At 68.6% G+C, this 14,888-nt stretch carries 13 protein-coding genes; all 13 read left to right on the top strand.

Translation table 11 applies throughout. From position 1 onward, the window contains the following. The first annotated feature begins 1 nt into the window (after position 1). The 13 genes from E1267_RS02675 to nuoN all read left to right on the top strand — a co-directional run bounded on the left by E1267_RS02675 (position 2) and on the right by nuoN (position 14,877). Positions 2–553, top strand: a complete 552-nt coding sequence (locus E1267_RS02675) for a NuoB/complex I 20 kDa subunit family protein (RefSeq protein WP_132329303.1) — start codon at positions 2–4, stop codon at positions 551–553. Next, positions 550–1,254 (top strand): NADH-quinone oxidoreductase subunit C, encoded by a 705-nt coding sequence (locus E1267_RS02670; RefSeq protein ID WP_132329300.1) that lies wholly within the window; start codon positions 550–552, stop codon positions 1,252–1,254. The genes E1267_RS02675 and E1267_RS02670 overlap by 4 nt, the downstream gene beginning before the upstream one ends. Before the next feature lie 43 nt (positions 1,255–1,297). Continuing rightward, complete coding sequence (locus tag E1267_RS02665; protein ID WP_132329297.1) at positions 1,298–2,623, top strand: NADH-quinone oxidoreductase subunit D; 1,326 nt, start codon at positions 1,298–1,300, stop codon at positions 2,621–2,623. Beyond that, positions 2,620–3,276, top strand: a complete 657-nt coding sequence (gene nuoE / locus E1267_RS02660; RefSeq protein WP_132329294.1) for an NADH-quinone oxidoreductase subunit NuoE — start codon at positions 2,620–2,622, stop codon at positions 3,274–3,276. The genes E1267_RS02665 and nuoE overlap by 4 nt, the downstream gene beginning before the upstream one ends. Then, positions 3,273–4,562 (top strand): NADH-quinone oxidoreductase subunit NuoF, encoded by a 1,290-nt coding sequence (nuoF, locus tag E1267_RS02655; protein ID WP_132329292.1) that lies wholly within the window; start codon positions 3,273–3,275, stop codon positions 4,560–4,562. Before nuoE ends, nuoF begins: the two co-directional genes overlap by 4 nt. Further along, positions 4,559–6,946: an NADH-quinone oxidoreductase subunit G gene (locus tag E1267_RS02650; RefSeq protein WP_132329289.1), complete on the top strand. Its 2,388-nt coding sequence runs from the start codon at positions 4,559–4,561 to the stop codon at positions 6,944–6,946. The genes nuoF and E1267_RS02650 overlap by 4 nt, the downstream gene beginning before the upstream one ends. Further along, entirely contained in the window at positions 6,943–8,244 is a 1,302-nt protein-coding gene (gene nuoH / locus E1267_RS02645; protein WP_132329286.1) for an NADH-quinone oxidoreductase subunit NuoH, read from the top strand. The genes E1267_RS02650 and nuoH overlap by 4 nt, the downstream gene beginning before the upstream one ends. After that, positions 8,231–8,746 (top strand): NADH-quinone oxidoreductase subunit NuoI, encoded by a 516-nt coding sequence (nuoI, locus tag E1267_RS02640; RefSeq protein WP_132329283.1) that lies wholly within the window; start codon positions 8,231–8,233, stop codon positions 8,744–8,746. Before nuoH ends, nuoI begins: the two co-directional genes overlap by 14 nt. Then, positions 8,739–9,533, top strand: a complete 795-nt coding sequence (locus E1267_RS02635; protein ID WP_132329280.1) for an NADH-quinone oxidoreductase subunit J — start codon at positions 8,739–8,741, stop codon at positions 9,531–9,533. The genes nuoI and E1267_RS02635 overlap by 8 nt, the downstream gene beginning before the upstream one ends. Beyond that, positions 9,530–9,826, top strand: coding sequence for an NADH-quinone oxidoreductase subunit NuoK (gene nuoK / locus E1267_RS02630; RefSeq protein WP_132329277.1), 297 nt, complete (start codon positions 9,530–9,532; stop codon positions 9,824–9,826). Before E1267_RS02635 ends, nuoK begins: the two co-directional genes overlap by 4 nt. Before the next feature lie 73 nt (positions 9,827–9,899). Then, positions 9,900–11,738, top strand: coding sequence for an NADH-quinone oxidoreductase subunit L (gene nuoL, locus E1267_RS02625; RefSeq protein ID WP_181957735.1), 1,839 nt, complete (start codon positions 9,900–9,902; stop codon positions 11,736–11,738). Then, entirely contained in the window at positions 11,738–13,297 is a 1,560-nt protein-coding gene (locus E1267_RS02620; RefSeq protein ID WP_132329274.1) for an NADH-quinone oxidoreductase subunit M, read from the top strand. The genes nuoL and E1267_RS02620 overlap by 1 nt, the downstream gene beginning before the upstream one ends. Next, positions 13,294–14,877: an NADH-quinone oxidoreductase subunit NuoN gene (gene nuoN / locus E1267_RS02615; RefSeq protein ID WP_132329271.1), complete on the top strand. Its 1,584-nt coding sequence runs from the start codon at positions 13,294–13,296 to the stop codon at positions 14,875–14,877. The genes E1267_RS02620 and nuoN overlap by 4 nt, the downstream gene beginning before the upstream one ends. The last annotated feature ends 11 nt before the right edge of the window (positions 14,878–14,888 follow it).

Raw genomic sequence — 14,888 nt, 5'->3', positions numbered from 1 at the left:
AATGGGACTTGAAGAGAAACTCCCCAGCGGGTTCATCCTCAGCACCGTCGAGGCGGCCGCCGGGTGGGCGCGCAAGAACTCCGTGTGGCCGGCCACGTTCGGCCTCGCCTGTTGCGCCATCGAACTGATGGCCACCGGTGGCCCCCACTACGACCTGGCGCGCTTCGGCATGGAGCGCGCTTCGGCGTCTCCCCGCCAGGCCGACCTCATGATCGTCGCCGGGCGGGTGTCGCAGAAGATGGCGCCCGTGCTGCGCCAGATCTACGACCAGATGGCCGAGCCGAAGTGGGTCATCTCCATGGGGGTGTGCGCCTCCAGCGGCGGCATGTTCAACAACTACGCCATCGTGCAGGGCGTCGACCACATCGTGCCGGTCGACATCTACCTGCCCGGCTGCCCGCCGCGGCCCGAGATGCTGATCGACTCGATCGTGAAGCTGCACGACAAGATCCAGAACACGAAGTTCGGCGCGCACCGCGCCAAGCAGATCGACGAACTCGAACTGCGGGCGCTGCGTACGCTGCCGCTGATCGACCAGGGGGCATCGAAGTGACCTCGCCCGACAACCTCCCTGGAAGCCCGGACAGCGGGCAGACACCCGAGGCGCCGGTTCCCGCGGTGCCCGAGGCGCCTGTCGCCAGGCACGGCATGTTCGGGGCCGAGGACTCCGGCGACACCTCCGGTTACGGCGGCCTCGTCGTACGCCGGCAGCCCCAGATCTCGACGCCCCGCCCGTACGGCGGCTACTTCGACGAGATCGTCGACGCGCTCGCGCTCGACGACGCGATCGATCGGGTCGTCGTCGACCGCGGCGAGCTCACCCTGCACGTCAAGCGCGAGCGCCTGGTCGAGGTGTGCCGGAAGCTGCGCGACGACCCGGCGCTGCGGTTCGAGCTGTCGCTCGGCGTGTCCGGCGTGCACTACCCGCACCTGAAGGGTGAGGAGCTGCACGCGGTCATCCACCTGTGCTCGATCACCTACAACAGGCGCGTGCGCCTCGAGGCCGCCTGCCCCGACGATGACCCGCACGTTCCATCCACGGTGGGCATCTACCCTGGTCATGACTGGCATGAGCGGGAGGCGTACGACTTCTTCGGGATCGTCTTCGACGGCCATCCGGGCCTGACCCGGATCATGATGCCGGACGACTGGGACGGCCACCCCCAGCGCAAGGACTACCCGCTGGGCGGCATCCCGGTCGAATACCGGGGCGCCACCATCCCCTCGCCCGATCAGAGGAGGTCGTACGCGTGAGCGAGCGTGTCGAGCTGAGCGACGACCGGTGGGAGGAACACTCGTGAGCACGGCTTATGACGAGGCGACCGAGGGCAAGGTCTACTCGGTCACCGGGGCCGACTGGGACCAGGTCGTGTCCGGCGTGCGCGAGTCGCAGGACGAGCGCCTGGTCGTCAACATGGGCCCGCAGCACCCGTCCACGCACGGCGTGCTGCGGCTGGTGCTGACCCTCGACGGTGAGACGGTCACCGAGGCGCGCGGCGTCATCGGCTACCTGCACACCGGCATCGAGAAGAACATGGAATACCGGACGTGGACGCAGGGCACCACGTTCGTGACCCGCATGGACTACCTCTCGCCGATCTTCAACGAGACCGCCTACAGCATGGGCGTGGAGAGGCTGCTCGGCGTCGAGGACCGCATCCCTGACCGGGCGCAGGCCATCCGCGTGATGATGATGGAGCTCAACCGCATCGCCTCGCACCTGGTGGCCATGGGCACGTTCGGGATGGAACTGGGCGCGACCACGCCGTTCCTGTTCGGCTACCGTGACCGCGAGATGGTCATGGACCTGTTCGAGTACATCACCGGCCTGCGCATGAACCACGCCTACATCAGGCCGGGCGGCGTGAGCGTCGACCTGCCGGCGGGCGCTGTCGACAAGGTCGGCGAGTTCCTCAAGGAGATGCCCAAGCGGATCAAGGGCATCCGCAAGCTCCTCGACGAGAACCCGGTCTACCTGCGCCGCACCCAGGACGTCGCCTACCTCGACCTGACCGGCTGCATGGCGCTGGGCATCACCGGCCCGATCCTGCGCGCCGCGGGCCTGCCGTGGGACCTGCGCAAGTCGCAGCCCTACTGCGGCTACGAGACGTACGAGTTCGACGTCCCCACCGAGCGGGGTTGCGACGTCTACTCGCGCTACCTCGTCAGGATGAGCGAGATGGAAGAGTCCCTCAAGCTCGTCGAGCAGGCGCTCGACCGCATCGCGGGGCCGCTCAAGGGCGACCCGGTGATGATCGAGGACAAGAAGATCGGCTGGCCCGCGCAGCTCGCGCTCGGCCCCGACGGGTTCGGCAACTCGCCCGACCACATCGCCCACATCATGGGCTCCTCGATGGAGGCCCTCATCCACCACTTCAAGCTGGTGACCGAGGGCTTCAGGGTGCCGGCGGGGCAGGCGTACGTGAGCATCGAGTCGCCCAAGGGCGAGCTCGGCGCGCACGTGGTCAGCGACGGCGGCACCCGCCCCTACCGCGTGCACTTCCGCGAGCCGTCCTTCTGCAACCTGCAGAGTTTCCCCGCGATGGCCGAGGGCGGCCAGGTCGCCGACGTGATCGCCGCGGTGGCATCTATCGACCCCGTCATGGGAGGTGTGGACCGGTGACTTATGCACCGGATGTCCGGGAGCGTCTCGAACGGGACGCCAAGGAGATCATCGGGCGCTACCCGAAGACCCGGTCGGCGCTGCTGCCGCTGCTCCACCTCGTGCAGTCGGAGGACGGCTACGTCTCCGACCACGGGCAGGAGTTCTGTGCCGAGATGCTCGGCATCAGCAAGGCCGAGGTCACCGGCGTCGCCACCTTCTACACCATGTACAAGCGCGGGCCGGTCGGCGACTATCACGTCGGGGTCTGCATCAACGCGCTGTGCGCGGTCATGGGCGGCGACCAGATCTGGGAGGAGCTGTCGGAGCACGTCGGCGTCGGCCACGACGAGGCGACCCCCGACGGCAGGGTCTCGCTGGAGCGCCTGGAGTGCAACGCGGCCTGCGACTTCGCCCCCGTCATGATGGTCAACTGGGAGTTCTTCGACAACCAGACGCCCGAGTCGGCCAAGCAGCTCGTCGACGACCTGCGCGACGGCAAGGACGTGCGCCCGACCCGCGGCCCGAAGAGGCTGTGCACCTTCAAGGAGGCCTCGCGCGTGCTCGCGGGCCTGCCCGACGGCCTGGCCGGCGACGGCCCCTCGGCCGCGGGACCCTCACTGGAGGGACTGAAGGTCGCCAAGGCCAACGGATGGAAGGCCCCTGAGGCATGAGCGTCACTCTCACCCCGGTCCTCACAGCGAAGTGGGACAGGCCCGACTCCTTCACCCTCGACGGCTACGGCGAGTATGAGGCGGCCAGGAAGGCGCTGGGCATGGAGCCCGACGCCGTCATCCAGGCCGTCAAGGACTCCGGGTTGCGCGGCCGCGGCGGCGCCGGCTTCCCGACCGGCATGAAGTGGGGGTTCATCCCGCAGGGCGACGGCAAGCCGCACTATCTCGTCGTCAACGCCGACGAGTCGGAGCCGGGCACCTGCAAGGACATCCCGCTGATGATGGCCAACCCGCACGCGCTGATCGAGGGCGTCATCATCACGTCGTACGCGATCCGGGCCAACCACGCCTTCATCTATGTGCGCGGCGAGGTGCTGCACGTGATCAGGCGGGTGCAGGCGGCCGTGCGGGAGGCGTACGAGAAGGGCTATCTCGGCGCCGACATCCTCGGCTCCGGCTATGACCTGGAGCTGGTCGTGCACAGCGGCGCGGGCGCCTACATCTGCGGCGAGGAGACGGCGCTGCTCGACTCGCTCGAAGGCTACAGGGGTCAACCGCGGCTCAAGCCTCCGTTCCCGGCCGTGGCGGGCCTGTACGCCTCGCCCACTGTGGTGAACAACGTGGAGTCCATCGCCAGTGTTCCCTCGATCATCGGCAACGGCGCCGACTGGTTCGCCGGGATGGGCACCGAGAAGTCCAAGGGCTTCGGCATCTTCTCGCTGAGCGGCCACGTCACCCGGCCCGGCCAGTACGAAGCGCCGCTCGGCATCACGCTGCGCGAGCTCCTCAGCATGGCGGGCGGCATCCGCGCCGGGCACCGGATCAAGTTCTGGACCCCGGGCGGCTCCTCCACGCCGATCTTCACCGACGAGCACCTCGACGTGCCGCTCGACTTCGAGGCGGTCGGTGCCAAGGGCTCGATGCTCGGCACCCGCGCCCTGCAGATCTTCGACGAGACCACCTGCGTGGTCCGTACGGTGCTGCGCTGGACGGAGTTCTACGCCCACGAGTCGTGCGGCAAGTGCACGCCGTGCCGCGAGGGCACCTACTGGCTCAAGCAGGTGCTCAAGCGCCTGGAGGCGGGGCAGGGCACCGAGGACGACCTGGCCACGATCACCGACATCGCGGACAACATCCTGGGCCGGTCGTTCTGCGCGCTGGGCGACGGCGCCACCAGCCCGATCCACTCCTCGGTGAAGTACTTCCGCGATGAGTACCTCAAGCACTTCGAGATCGGCGGCTGCCCGTTCGACCCGAAGAAGTCCACTCTCTGGGGTGAGCAGTGACCGTCGTAGAGACCGAAACGAACCTGGTGACCCTGACCATCGACGGGTTCCAGGTCAGTGTCCCCAAGGGCACTCTGATCATCAGGGCCGCCGAGCTGCTGGGCATCCAGATCCCGCGGTTCTGCGACCATCCGCTGCTCGACCCGGCGGCCAACTGCCGGCAGTGCCTGGTCGACATCCCCGACGCTGGCAACGGCCGCGGTTTTCCCAAGCCGCAGCCGTCGTGCGCGATCGAGGTCGCCGAGGGCATGGTGGTGCAGACGCAGCTCACCTCGCCGGTCGCCGAGAAGGCGCAGCGCGCGGCCATGGAGTTCCTGCTGCTGAACCACCCGCTCGACTGCCCGGTCTGTGACAAGGGCGGCGAGTGTCCGCTGCAGAACCAGGCCATGTCCAACGGCCGCGGCGAGTCCCGGTTCCAGGAGCAGAAGCGTACCTTCCCCAAGCCGCTGCCGCTGTCGACGCAGGTGCTGCTCGACCGCGAGCGCTGCGTGCAGTGCGCGCGCTGCATCCGCTTCTCCGACCAGATCGCCGGAGACCCGCTCATCGAGTTCTTCGAGCGCGGCGCCAAGGAGCAGGTGCGTACGGCCGACGGTAAGCCGTTCAACTCCTACTTCTCCGGCAACACGGTGCAGATCTGCCCGGTGGGCGCGCTGACCGGTGCCGCCTACCGGTTCAGGGCCCGCCCGTTCGACCTGGTGTCCACGCCGAGCGCGTGCGAGCACTGCGCCTCCGGCTGCGGCATGCGCACCGACCACCGGCGCGGCCGGGTCACCCGCCGCCTGGCGGGCAACGACCCGCAGGTGAACGAGGAGTGGAACTGCGACAAGGGCCGCTGGGCGTTCGCGTACGCGCAGCAGCCCGACCGGCTGAAGACGCCGCTGGTCCGCAACGAGGAGGGCGTGCTCGTGCCCGCCTCGTGGCCTGAGGCGCTGTCGGTGGCCGCGGAGGGCCTGGCGAAGGCCCGAGGCAAGGCCGGCGTGCTCGTCGGCGGCCGGGCCACGGTCGAGGACGCCTACGCCTACGCCAAGTTCGCCAGGATCGCCCTGAACAGCAACGACGTCGACTTCCGCGCCAGGCCGCACTCCGCCGAGGAGGCGCAGTTCCTGGCGCACGCGGTGGCCGGCAAGGGCATCGACATCAGCTACGCCGACCTCGAGAGCGCCCCGCACGTGCTGCTCGTCGGGTTCGAGCCCGAGGAGGAGTCGCCGATCGTCTTCCTGCGCCTGCGCAAGGCGTGGATGAAGAAGGGGCTCAAGGTCACCGCCATCGCGCCGTTCGCGACGCCCGGCCTGGCCAAGATGGGCGGCACGCTGATCCGCACCGCTCCGGGCGCCGAGGCCGACGCCGTCGGGGACCTGCTCGGCACGCTGGCCGAGGGCACGATCGTGCTCGCTGGCGAGCGCCTGGCCACCGTGCCGGGCGCGTTCTCCGCCCTGATCAGGCTCGCCAACGTCTCCGACGCCCGGCTGGCCTGGGTGCCGCGCAGGGCCGGTGAGCGCGGCGCGGTCGAGGCCGGCGCGCTGCCCAACCTGCTGCCGATCGGCCGCCCGGTCGACGACGAGACCGCGAGGGCCGAGGTGGCCAGGGCGTGGAACGTGGCCTCGGTGCCCGCCACGCCGGGCCGCGACACCGCCGGCATCCTCGCCGCCGCCCGCGACGGCGAACTGGACGCGCTGGTCGTCGGCGGCGTCGACCCCTACGACCTGGCCGACCCGGCGGCGGCGCTCGACGCGCTCGAACGTACGCCGTTCATCGTCAGCCTGGAGATCCGCGCGAGCGCCGTCACCGACCGCGCCGACGTGGTGCTGCCCGTCGCCGCCGTCCAGGAGAAGGGCGGCACGTTCGTCGACTGGGAGGGCAGGGGCCGCTCGTTCGAGGCGCCGCTCAAGGTGCCCGGCCTGCAGTCCGACATCGCGGTGATCGGCAACCTGGCCGACCGGATGGACGTGCACCTCGGCCTGCCCGACGCCAAGGCCGTGCGGCGGGAGCTGTCGGGCATGGGCGCCTGGCGCGGCAGCCGCGTCACCGCCCCGCACACCGCCACCCGCGCCCAGGTCGCCCCGGCGGCCGGCGAGGCCCTGCTGGCCACCTGGCACCTGCTGCTCGACGACGGCAGGCTGCAGGACGGCGAGCCCTACCTGGCGGGCACCGCCCGCGAGGCCGAGGCGCTGGTCTCCGCGGTCACCGCCGCCGAGATCGGCGTCGTCGACGGCGACAAGCTCGTCGTCGGCGGCCCGGAGGCCGACACCGTCACGCTGCCGGTGCGCGTCGCCGACCTGCCGGACCGCGTGGTCTGGGTGCCGGCCAACTCCGGCGGCTGCTCGGTCACACGTGACCTGCGCGCGGTGGCCGGCGACATCGTCACGATCGGGAGCGCCTCATGATGCACCTTCTCGCGGCCGATCCCACCCTTGCCGACTTCGGCAAGGACCCGCTGTGGATCACCATCATCAAGGCCGTGATGCTCTTCCTCTTCCTGATGCTGGGCATCCTGTTCGGCGTCTGGTTCGAGCGCAAGCTGATCTCGCGGATGCAGCACCGCTACGGCCCCAACCGGGCCGGCAAGTTCGGTCTGCTGCAGTCCGTGGCCGACGGCCTGAAGATGGGTCTGAAGGAGGACATCTTCCCGCGGACCGTGGACAAGGTCCTCTACCTGCTGGCGCCGGTCATCATGGTGGTGCCGGCGTTCCTGGCCTTCTCGATCGTGCCGTTCGCGCCGATGGTCAACCTGTTCGGTGTGCAGACGCCGCTGCAGCTGGTCGACCTGCCGGTGGCGGTGCTGTTCATGCTGGCCATGGGCGCGGTCTCGGTCTACGGCGTGGTGCTGGCGGGATGGTCGTCGCGCTCGCCGTACGCGCTGCTGGGCGGGCTGCGGTCGGCGGCCCAGGTGGTTTCGTACGAGATCGCGATGGGGTTGTCGTTCGTGGCGATCTTCCTGTTCGCGGGCACGCTGTCCACCTCCGAGATCGTCAAGGCGCAGGGGGACACGTGGTTCGCCGTGCTGCTCATCCCGTCGTTCCTGATCTACGTGGTGTGCATGTTCGGCGAGGCGGCGCGCATCCCGTTCGACCTGCCCGAGGGTGAGGGCGAGCTGGTCGGCGGGTTCCAGACCGAGTATTCCTCGTCGCTGAAGTTCGCCCTGATCATGATGGGCGAATACCTGCACACGTTCACCGCCTCGGCCATCGCGGTGACGTTGTTCCTGGGCGGCTGGCGGGCGCCGTGGCCGATCTCGTTGTGGGACGGCGCGAACGTCGGCTGGCTGCCGGTGCTCTGGTTCTTCATCAAGTTCGTGCTGACCTTCTGCTTCATCGTGTGGGTGCGCGCCTCGTTGCCTCGGGTGCGTTACGACCAGCTGATGGCGTTGGGCTGGAAGGTGCTGATCCCGGTCAACCTGGCGTGGATCCTGCTGGTGGCGGCGGTGCGCAACGTCGTGATCAACGAGGGCGACAGGATGATCGGCATCGGCCTGGGCGCGGTGATCGTGGTCGGGGCGCTGGCCATCTGGATGCGGTTCGACACCGTCAACCAGCGGCGCAAGGAGGCCAGGAAGGCGCAGGTGGAGGCCGAGTTCGAGGAACTGTCCAAGGAGCCGGTGGCGGGCGGCTTCCCGGTGCCGCCGCTTGATCTGCCGCACTACCACGGGGTGCAGCACAAGGAGATTCCCAGTGGGACTAACTGACTGGCTGAACCCCGTCAAGGGCTTCGGGGTCACCTTCCATACGATGTTCAAAAAGCCCGTCACTACGAACTACCCGGAGGAGAAGAGGCCCACGGCCCCGCGCTTCCACGGGCGTCACCAGCTCAACCGCTGGCCTGACGGGCTGGAGAAGTGCGTCGGGTGCGAGTTGTGCGCCTGGGCGTGCCCGGCCGACGCGATCTACGTCGAGGGCGCGGACAACACCGAGGAGGAGCGCTACTCGCCGGGCGAGCGTTACGGGCGCACGTACCAGATCAACTATCTGCGGTGCATCCTGTGCGGGCTGTGCATCGAGGCCTGCCCGACCCGCGCGCTCACCATGACGAACGAGTACGAGCTCGCCGACAGCGACCGCGAAAGCCTCATCTACACCAAGGAGATGCTGCTCGCGCCGCTGACCCAGGGCATGGAGCAGCCTCCGCACCCGATGCGGCTCGGCGAGACCGAAGAGGACTACTACCGCCTGGGACGGACCAATGGGTGAGACCATCACTTTCTGGGTGCTCGCCGTCGTCTCCGTCGGCGCCGCGCTCGGCATGGTCTTCAACAGGAAGGCCGTGTACTCCGCGCTGATGCTCGGCACCGTGATGCTCAGCCTGGCCGTCCTGTACGCCGTGCAGGACGCGCCCTTCCTGGCCGTGGTGCAGATCATCGTCTACACCGGCGCGATCATGATGCTGTTCCTGTTCGTGCTCATGCTCGTCGGCGTGGACTCGTCGGACTCCTTCGTCGAGACGCTCAAGGGCCAGCGGTTCTGGGCCGTCATCGCGGCGCTCGGCTTCGTGTCGCTGATCGCGCTCGCCATCGGCAACGCGGTCTTCGCCGACGAGGCGGGGCTCGCGCAGGCCACCGCGCAGGGCGGCTACATCCGCTCCATCGCGCTGCTGCTGTTCACGAAGTACGTCTTCGCGTTCGAGATCACCTCGGCGCTGCTGATCACCGCCGCGCTCGGCGCGATGGTGCTGGCGCACCGCGAACGACTCACCGACAGGCCCACGCAGAAGGACCTGTCCCGCGCCCGGTTCCTCGGCGACCACCCGTCGCCGCTGCCCGGTCCCGGCACGTACGCCAGGAACAACGCCATCGACATGCCGGCGCTGCTGCCGGACGGGTCGGTCGCGGAGTCCTCGGTCAACCGCTACATCGCGCGCTACGACGTCGAGCACGGCCGCATGCCCGAGGACCCCAAGCTCGCCGCGGCCATCAGGCACCGGGCCGACGACGACGGCGCGGACAGCGACGCCGAAGAGAGCAACGGGGTGACCAAGTGACCACGCACTACCTGATCCTTTCGGGGTTGTTGTTCGCCATCGGCGCGATGGGCGTGCTCATCCGGCGCAACGCGATCGTGGTGTTCATGTGCGTGGAGCTCATGCTCAACGCCTGCAACCTCGCCTTCGTCACCTTCTCCAGGCAGGTCGGCAACCTGGAAGGCCAGATCATCGCGTTCTTCGTGATGGTGGTGGCCGCGGCCGAGGTCGTCGTCGGCCTGGCCATCATCGTGACGATCTTCCGAACCCGCAGGTCCGCGTCCGTCGACGACGCCAACCTGCTGAAGTACTAAGAGGTGACTGGTGGAATCTCATATCGCTGAGATCGCCCAGCACACCGGCGGCGTGATCGGACTGTCCTGGCTGATGATCGCCTTCCCGCTCGTCGGGGCGTTCGTCCTGCTGGTGTTCGGCCGGTTCACGAACCGCTGGGGCCATCTGCTGGGCGTGGCCATGTCCCTCGCCTCGTTCGCCGTGGCGGTGCTGGCCTTCTTCGAGCTGGTCGGGTTCGGGGAGGAGCAGCGCCGGCGGGCCGTGCACCTCTACGAGTTCATCCCGGGCATGGTCGACATGGGGCTGCTGATCGACCCGCTGTCGATCAGCTTCGCCCTCCTGATCACCGGTGTGGGCTCGCTGATCCACATCTACTCGATCGGCTACATGTCGCATGACGAGCACCGGCGCAGGTTCTTCGCCTACCTGAACCTGTTCGTGGCCGCGATGCTCCTGCTGGTGCTGGCCGACAACTACGTGGGCCTGTTCATCGGCTGGGAGGGCGTGGGCCTGGCCTCGTACCTGCTGATCGGGTTCTGGCAGTTCAAGCCGTCGGCGGCGGTCGCGGCGAAGAAGGCGTTCGTCGTCAACCGCGTCGGCGACTTCGGCCTGCTGGTCGGCATGTTCCTCATCTGGACCACGTTCGGCACGCTCGCCTTCGGCGAGCTGCAGCCGATCACGTCCGAGAACCCGACCACGCTCGCCATCGGGCTGCTGCTGCTCCTCGGCGCGTGCGGCAAGTCGGCGCAGCTGCCGCTGCAGTCCTGGCTGCTCGACGCCATGGAGGGCCCGACTCCCGTGTCGGCCCTGATCCACGCCGCGACCATGGTCACCGCCGGGGTCTACCTCGTGGTGCGTTCGGGGGCGTTCTTCTTCCCCGAGGGCTCGGGGGCCGCGCTCGCCGTGGCCATCGTCGGCGCGGCCACGCTGCTCGCCGGCGCGATCATCGGTTGCGCGAAGGACGACATCAAGAAGGGCCTGGCCGGCTCGACGATGTCGCAGATCGGCTACATGATGCTCGGCGCGGGCCTCGGTCCGGCGGGTTACGCCTTCGCGATCGGCCACCTGATCACGCACGGCTTCTTCAAGGCCGACCTGTTCCTCGGCGCCGGCTCGGTCATGCACGGCATGAACGACGAAGTCGACATGCGCAAGTACGGTGGGCTGCGCAAGCTTATGCCCATCACCTTCGCCACGTTCTTCATCGGCTACCTGGCGATCATCGGGTTCCCGCTGCTGTCCGGCTACTTCACCAAGGACGGCATCATCGAGACCGCGGTGCACCACCAGCCGATCCTCGGCTGGCTGGCCGTGCTCGGCGCGGGCATCACCGGCTTCTACATGTCGCGGATGGTCTTCATGACCTTCTTCGGCCAGAAGCGCTGGGCCGACGACGCCCACCCGCACGAGTCGCCGTCCGTCATGACCATCCCGCTGATGATCCTGTCGCTCGGCGCGCTCGGCCTGGGCGCCTACCTCGTCCTGAGCAACCGGCTGCTGCTGTTCCTCGCCCCGGCGGTCGGCCGGCCGGAAGAGCTGCCCGCCTTCCACTTCACCAGCACCCCCGGCCTGGCGACCCTGGCGCTCGTCGCGGTCGGCGCGGCCTTCGCGTGGATGAGGTACGGCCGGGCCGAGGTTCCGTCCGTGCAGCCGCGCGGCTCCTTCCTCACCACGTTCGCCCGGCGCGACCTGTACGGTGACGCGCTCAACGAGTCGCTCTTCATGCGTCCCGGCCAGTGGCTGACCCGCCTCGCGGTGTACTTCGACAACCGCGGCATCGACGGGATCGTCAACGGTCTGGCGGCGGGCATCGGCGGCAGCTCCGGGCGCCTGCGGCGGATCCAGACGGGCTTCGCCAGAACGTACGCGCTGTCCATCCTGATCGGTGCCGCCCTGCTGACCGGCGCCCTGCTCCTCGTTGGGAACATCTGATGTCACCCTGGCTTCCGATACTCATGGCGGTGCCCGTGCTGGGCGCCATCGTGGTGGCCCTGCTTCCCAAGGGCAGTGACAAGCTGGCCAAGCAGGTCACGTTGCTGGTCTCGCTGGCGGTGCTGGTCCTGACGGGCGTCATGGCCGCCGGGTTCAAGCCCGACGGCGACCGTTTCCAGTTCGTCGCCGAGTACGACTGGATCCCGAGTTTCGGCGTGAAGTTCGGGGTCGGCGTCGACGGAGTGGCGCTCGTGCTGGTCGCGCTGTCGGTGGTGCTGGTGCCGATCGTGGTACTGGCCTCCTGGCACGACGCCGACGGCGTCAAGACCGCCGACGGCACGCTCATCACGCCCAAGCGGTCGGTGAAGACGTACTTCTCGCTGCTGCTGGTGCTGGAGACGATGATGATCGGCGTCTTCGCGGCGACCGACATCTTCCTCTTCTACGTCTTCTTCGAAGCCATGCTGATCCCGATGTACTTCATGATCGGCTCGTACGGCGGCGCCCAGCGGTCCTACGCGGCCGTGAAGTTCCTGCTGTACTCGCTGTTCGGCGGCCTGCTCATGCTGGTCGCGGTCATCGGTCTCTACGTGGTCGCGGGCAGCAAGACGTTCATGTTCCCCGAACTGGTCGGCGCCATCCAGGACCCGGCGATGCAGAAGTGGCTCTTCGGCGGGTTCTTCATCGCGTTCGCGATCAAGGCGCCGCTGTGGCCGGTGCACACGTGGCTGCCCGACGCGGCCGCCCAGGCACCCGCGGGGGCCGCCGTGCTGCTGGTCGGCGTGCTGGACAAGGTCGGCACGTTCGGCATGCTCCGCTTCTGCCTGGAGCTGTTCCCCGACGCCGCCAAGGCGTTCACGGTGCCGATCGTCGTGCTGGCGGTCATCAGCATCATCTACGGCGCCATCGTGGCGATCGGGCAGACCGACATGAAGCGGCTCATCGCGTACACGTCGATCTCGCACTTCGGGTTCATCGTCATGGGCGTGTTCGCCATGTCGTCGGTCGCCCAGTCCGGCGCGGCCCTCTACATGGTCAACCACGGCTTCGCCACCGGCGCGCTGTTCCTGGCCGCCGGGTTCCTCATCGCCAGGCGCGGCTCGCCGTTCATCGGCGACTACGGAGGCGTGCAGAAGGTCGCGCCGGTGCTCGCGGGCTTCTTCCTCGTCGCCGGTCTGGCCGGGCTCTCGCTGCCGGGCCTGTCGTCCTTCGTGAGCGAGTTCATGGTCATGATCGGCACGTACTCGAGCCAGGCCCACGGGTCGGGAGCGCTGACGGCGGCCGCGGTCGTCTCCGCGGTGGCCGTGATTCTGGCGGCCGTCTACATCCTGTGGATGGTGCAGCGGACCCTGAACGGCCCGACCGCCGAGCCGGTCAAGCCGTTCAAGGACGTCAACGCCCGCGAAATCTGGGTGCTGGCTCCGCTGGTCGCCCTGATCATCGGGTTCGGTCTCTTCCCCAAGCCGCTGCTCGATGTGATCAACCCGTCAGTGCAACAGACGCTGACCAACGTGGGCGTACCCACCTCCACCATCGCTGAGAAGGGGACAGGTCAGTGAACACCATCCCAGCGCCGACGATCGAGTACGGCACGCTCGCGCCGCTGCTGGTGGTCTTCGGCGCGGCCATCATCGGCGTGCTCGTCGAGGCCCTGGCGCCGCGTTACCTGCGCAAGGCGATCCACATGCCGCTGACCCTGCTCAGCCTGGCCGGCGCGTTCGCGCTGGTCCTCGTGCAGGTCCTGCGCGGCCAGGTGTCCACCACGGCCTCCGCTATGGGCGCGCTCGCGGTCGACGGGCCCTCGCTGTTCATCTGGGGCGTCATCCTCGTCCTGTCGTTCGTCTGCGTGCTGCTCATCAACGACGAGGGTCACTTCGTCGCCTCGGCCGCGGCCGTGCCGGGCAGCGCCGACGAGGAGCAGGCCGAGTCCGCGGGCGGTGGCCACACCGAGGTCTACCCGCTGGTTCTGTTCGCCGTGGGCGGCATGCTGCTGTTCCCGGCCTCGCACGACCTGCTGATGATGTTCGTGGCCCTCGAGGTCATGTCGCTGCCGCTCTACCTGCTGTGCGGCCTGGCCCGCCGGCGCCGCCTGCTCTCGCAGGAGGCGTCCATGAAGTACTTCCTGCTGGGCGCGTTCTCCTCGGCGTTCTTCCTGTACGGCATCGCGATGGTCTACGGCTACGCGGGCACCGTCTCGCTGCCGGGCGTCAACGAGGCCCTGGCCCGCGGCGCCGCGCTCGACCCGCTGCTGATGATCGGGCTGGCGCTGCTCGGCGTCGGCCTCATGTTCAAGATCGGCGCGGCTCCGTTCCAGGCCTGGAAGCCCGACGTCTACCAGGGCGCCCCCACGCCGATCACGGCGCTGATGGCCTCCGGGACGCTCGTCGCCGCCGTGGGCGCCGTAATGCGGGTGTTCTGGGTGGGGCTGGGCAACCTCGACTGGAACTGGCGGCCGGCCATCTGGGGCGTCGCCGCGCTCACGATGATCGTCGGCTCGATCCTGGCGATCACGCAGACCGACATCAAGCGCATGCTGGCGTACTCGTCCGTCGCGCACGCGGGTTTCCTGCTCGTCGGCGTGATGGCCACGTTCGGCACCGCCGAGCAGAACGCCGGCTCACTGAAGGCCGTGCTGTTCTACCTGGCGGTCTACGGCATCACCACGGTCGGCGCGTTCGCGGTGGTCACGCTGGTACGCGACCCTGGCGGCGAGGCGGGGCACCTGTCGCGCTGGGCCGGGCTCGGCAAGCGTGCCCCGATGCTGGCCGGGGTGTTCGCCTTCTTCCTGCTGGCCTTCGCCGGCATCCCGCTGACCAGTGGTTTCTTCGGCAAATACGCCGTGTTCGCGGCCGCTCTGGAAAGCGGCACGCAGCCCGGCGACTCGATGGGCGGCTGGATGGCGGCGCTGGTGGTCGTGGGCGTCGTGGCCTCGGCGATCGCCGCCTTCTTCTACGTCCGCGTGATCGTGCTGATGTTCTTCAGCGAGCCCTCGGCCGAGGGTCCGGCGATCGCGGTGCCCAGTATGGGAACCGTAGCCGTCATCGCCGTCTCCCTGCTGGTTACCGTAGGGGTGGGGCTCTATCCGGAGTCCATGCTCGGTGTTGCTGACGACGCTGCTCGCAGCCTGTTCATTAGATAAGGGGATCCCGT

The sequence above is a fragment of the Nonomuraea longispora genome (genome assembly GCF_004348345.1).
GTDB classification, from domain to species: Bacteria; Actinomycetota; Actinomycetes; order Streptosporangiales; family Streptosporangiaceae; genus Nonomuraea; species Nonomuraea longispora.
The sequence above is the reverse complement of the archived record's forward strand: the minus strand, read 5'-3'. Positions and strand labels throughout refer to the sequence as shown.

Coding starts and splice junctions, on each gene's coding strand:
- nuoF (WP_132329292.1), top strand. CDS start 3,273: ATGAGCGTCACTCTCACCCCGGTCCTCACAGCGAAGTGGGACAGGCCC.
- E1267_RS02620 (WP_132329274.1), top strand. CDS start 11,738: ATGTCACCCTGGCTTCCGATACTCATGGCGGTGCCCGTGCTGGGCGCC.
- E1267_RS02675 (WP_132329303.1), top strand. CDS start 2: ATGGGACTTGAAGAGAAACTCCCCAGCGGGTTCATCCTCAGCACCGTC.
- E1267_RS02635 (WP_132329280.1), top strand. CDS start 8,739: ATGGGTGAGACCATCACTTTCTGGGTGCTCGCCGTCGTCTCCGTCGGC.
- nuoL (WP_181957735.1), top strand. CDS start 9,900: ATGATCGCCTTCCCGCTCGTCGGGGCGTTCGTCCTGCTGGTGTTCGGC.
- nuoH (WP_132329286.1), top strand. CDS start 6,943: ATGATGCACCTTCTCGCGGCCGATCCCACCCTTGCCGACTTCGGCAAG.